Raw genomic sequence first — 4,090 nt, forward strand, 5'->3', positions numbered from 1 at the left:
AAATGCGCTTGTTAAAGCGTTTAAGACAATAAAAAACGCCAATTTAAAAGATAGATAGTGAATAACTAGCTAGCGGGGTTTCTTTTGCCTTAAACGCTTTAACAAGCGCATTTTAGCTTATATTAGGTAAAAACCTTGAAAGTTTGTAAAGACATGAGGTACACATAGTGCAAAAAATTAAACATAAGACCCCAAGTACATTGAGTTTTTTGTCGTTTTATCTGCACAGACTGAAGATAAATAATGGCTTCAGTCTCATAATAACAGGGTTGGCGAAGGTTGTCAAGTAGTTTTTTTAGTTCCGTTTCTTAATTGGTACGCGCCCTGCCTTTAAGCAAGGATAAAAGCACAATTATTACGAACAGCATTCCACCAACAACTGATACAGCTCCGCCCATAATAAAACAGATACGTGCTAGCACCGACGAAATGCTTGGTAAATCTGCAACTTTCCTCAAAGCGCCATACCCACCAAGCCAAACAAGGCCAGTAATATGGAGAAAGTGTCCCAAACTGTATGAGTAAATCTGTAATCTTACTACTGAGCTTTTTATCTCTTTACAGCCTAGTTTTGGCAATAGCCAGTAGACAAAATTCATAAAAGCTATAGTGATACCAACCACAGAACCATGGTAATGAGCAGGAATGGTGACATTTCCCTCAATAGTCAACACTCCAAGCATGCCTCCATAGATAAATAATACAAATGAATGGAGCAAATAATTGCCCTTCTCATTAAGTAAGGCCTTTATGTTGCGATACATGAGCATTATTAAGAAACACGGCAAAACTGCTCCAGCAATTCTCATATGCCAAGTAAAAAACTGTATCAATTCAGCACTATCCACCGAATAAACAAAATATGTAAACGGCGCGCCTACAGCCAAGATTGTGTTGATAAATAGCGGTAAAATGGTAATTTTATTGTTTAAAGCTAGATTGACGCTGGAGTTTAGCATTATCAAGTAAACCAAAAACATTCCTTGAGCAAAGGCAAATTGCAGCAAATGACCGCTTCCCCAGAAGAGATACTCGTAAAATAAATTCTTATCTGAGTGATACAGACCTGTAGGCACATTTTTGTGGGCTAGAGCAAAGCAAAGAAATGATGATACAAGTATAATAACCAGCCCAATTTGCCCAACGGAAAGGTAAGAGGCTTGTTTATTTGACATGTAGATGAGGGCTGCGTTTACCAATATGCTGGTAATAAACGAACCAAGCCCAAACAAAAACAATTTGTTTTGTAATACAGGTATATAGTTACTTTTGATAACTTCAGTGTCTGGGACGAATGCAGATATAAACATTAGCAGCATGGAAAGGGTTGAAAGAATCCATAAAAAGTTGAGCCAATTATTGGTATTTTGTAGATTTATGATAAAGAGCAGAGATATTATAGAGCACATCCACACCAAAATTGACAAGTTCACGTGTATCACCAGCGCATTGTCAAAAATATATTGTGCAGAAGGAACGAGAGAGGAAATAAAAGGCAATCGTAGAAAAATAACGATTATTGACAGCAACCCAGAACAAGCAAGAGCACATACTGCCAAGAATATCCATTGCCTGCAAAGTGGAGCGTTATTTTGTATGTTGAGCACGGCTATTTCCCTTTTTTATTTTTGATTGATAAGATATTATAATACAAGGCAGCGTAAATTTTTCAAATTGATTAGCATTTCCGCGTGTAGTTCAAATGAATGACATCACAACAAAGCAGTTCATATCTTTCATCCTGAAAACGCTGCGCCCATTTCCGTTTCATATTACAATAGTATTGCTGACAGCATTAGTCTGGGCTGTTGATGTTTCCTTTAGTCCATACTTGATAAAAATTATTATAGATCGTGCTTCAACATCAGCTGCAGATGATCTTTTTCGTAGCATAGCAACTCCTGCTATATCCTATGTACTAATACTATTTTTACTTGAGTGTATGAATAGATTATACAACTATTTTTTTGAAATTAAGATGATCCCTAATCTCCGTAAAAACATTGTTGAATCGAGTATTGCCATATTATTAAATCAGGATAATAGCTACTATCAAAATAACTTCTCCGGCAGTCTTGCCAATAAGGTTAACGATTTGACAAATTATATTCCAGATATCGTACAAATTACGATTGATAGGTTTGTAAGCCGTGCATTAGCGCTTAGTATCGCAATTTACTTTTTATGGCAAGTGAATATCAGCTTTGCTTTATTGATGTTAACTTGGTCTGCATTATTTGTTCTGTCTTCCCTCTTACTTGCAGGAAAGATAACGCATCTTGCAGATGCGTGGTCAGAGCTTGGCTCAAGCATTACTGGTAAAATGGTAGATGTGTTCTCAAATATCATGTCTGTAAGGTTATTTGCCAGCAAATACCAAGAAAGATTATCTTTGCGAGCTACTCATAGCGAAGCTGTGAAAGCAGAGCAAAGACTTCAGTGGTTGTATACGTGGATTTTCACTTTCTATGGCTTCTTATTTCTAATCATGCAAATACTTAATTTATACTTCCTAATTAAAGGAAGAGGGCAAGGGTCAATTACTGCTGGAGATTTTGCTTTTGTTATGACTGTTAATATAGCAATAGCTAATTTTCTTTGGATGATAGCTAAAGATTTCTCACAGTTCTCTAAGTCATGGGGAAGGATTACTCAGGCTTTGAGGACAATTACTGTGATTCCTGAAATCCAAAACCAGCTAGATGCTGTAGATCTGGTCGTTAAAAAAGGGGAAATTACTTTTAATCAAGTTCATTTTTACTATAAGGATGCAGAACCAATATTTGAAAACAAATCCATAATAATTAAGTCTGGTCAAAAAGTAGGGCTTGTTGGTTACTCAGGTAGTGGTAAATCGACATTTGTGAATCTGATCCTCCGGCTTTATGACGTGAAATCTGGAAAAATTTCAATTGATGGACAAGACATTCGCAATGTAACTCAGGATTCTTTACACAGAAACATTGGAATGATTCCACAAGATCCGTCGCTTTTTCATAGGACTTTAATGGAAAATATTCGCTATGGCAAAACAGGTGCTAGTGATGATGAAGTTGTAGAGGCTGCCAAACGTGCACATGCTCATGAATTCATTTCAAAATTGCCCCAAAGGTATGAGTCACTCGTTGGCGAAAGAGGTGTAAAACTTTCAGGTGGGCAGAGGCAGCGTATTGCAATTGCAAGAGCTATTTTAAAAGATGCTCCGATATTAATTTTGGATGAGGCAACTTCACAACTTGATTCTGTAACTGAAAGTAGTATTCAGGAGTCCCTATGGGAACTGATGCAAGGTAAAACTACAATAGTAATAGCCCATCGCCTATCTACACTTTTGCATATGGATCGCATTTTAGTCTTTGACCAGGGTAAGATTATAGAAGATGGCACGCACCAAGCATTGCTCGATAAAAATGGAATGTATAAAACCCTATGGGATACACAAGTTGGTGGATTTTTGCCAGAGGAAAGTGGAGGGGTGCGCATCAAGAGGTGCGTTGAAGAACAAACGTAAGGTATTTTTTTGATCAACATATCCAGAGCTTAAAAATTTAGGCACAAAAAGATTGAATATTTGCAAGAAATTGTGTGTAGTTATTAATACCTTCTAATACCAAATCCCAATGGTAAATTAAAAAGTTTTCCTGCAATTAGAGGTTTAGCGAATTTATTATGTATCTTGTTTGATAGTACCCATTCAGGGGAGCAGTTTAAGAAGCGATAGATAAGAGGCTGTGGAAAGGATTTAGCTCCTTTTGTTTCCATGTTAAGTATAACGAAGTTATTCGCTCAAGGAATGTATTTCCTCGCTCCGATTGTGTAAAATATGAGTTTTTGCGGTAAACAACACTCCACGCTTTGAATTTTTGTAAAATCCGCTAAATGCCGCAATTATCGACTTAACCCTTAGCTCAAATGTATCTGATGTCACACCTTCTGGTAATTTGCTACTTTTTCCACACTTTCGACAACGGCCGTGCTCTAGGCTCTGTGAACAAAATTTTAATGCGTTTTTCATACCTTTTTTTATCTTGGTAACAAGCTTTAAATTTCTATCAAGTAATTGTAGAAATAAATCTTTTTGGATATAACC

2 protein-coding genes and 2 pseudogenes are annotated in these 4,090 nt (G+C 36.7%); 1 reads left to right on the plus strand and 3 read right to left on the minus strand.

The genetic code is table 11. The annotated features are described in order from the left end of the window. Positions 1-308 precede the first annotated feature (308 nt). Positions 309-1,607, minus strand: a complete 1,299-nt coding sequence (locus tag GO685_RS03665; RefSeq protein WP_175937621.1) for a cbb3-type cytochrome c oxidase subunit I — start codon at positions 1,605-1,607, stop codon at positions 309-311. 95 nt (positions 1,608-1,702) lie between these two features. Here GO685_RS03665 and GO685_RS03670 point away from each other — a divergent pair, with 95 nt between their 5' ends. Continuing rightward, positions 1,703-3,511 (plus strand): ABC transporter ATP-binding protein, encoded by a 1,809-nt coding sequence (locus tag GO685_RS03670; protein WP_175937622.1) that lies wholly within the window; start codon positions 1,703-1,705, stop codon positions 3,509-3,511. 333 nt (positions 3,512-3,844) lie between these two features. Here GO685_RS03670 and GO685_RS05875 read toward each other — a convergent pair. Both GO685_RS05875 and GO685_RS03680 read right to left on the minus strand, forming a co-directional pair. Beyond that, positions 3,845-3,982 (minus strand): annotated as a pseudogene (locus tag GO685_RS05875) (IS66 family transposase); the annotation flags it as partial. An 18-nt stretch (positions 3,983-4,000) separates the two neighbouring features. After that, a pseudogene (locus GO685_RS03680) lies at positions 4,001-4,090 on the minus strand (IS982 family transposase); the annotation flags it as partial.

Source organism: Wolbachia endosymbiont of Madathamugadia hiepei (assembly GCF_013366855.1).
Classification (GTDB): domain Bacteria; phylum Pseudomonadota; class Alphaproteobacteria; order Rickettsiales; family Anaplasmataceae; genus Wolbachia.

What these genes read in the sequence shown, in the direction of transcription:
- GO685_RS03670 (WP_175937622.1), top strand. Translation starts at nt 1,703, where the DNA reads ATGAATGACATCACAACAAAGCAGTTCATATCTTTCATCCTGAAAACG.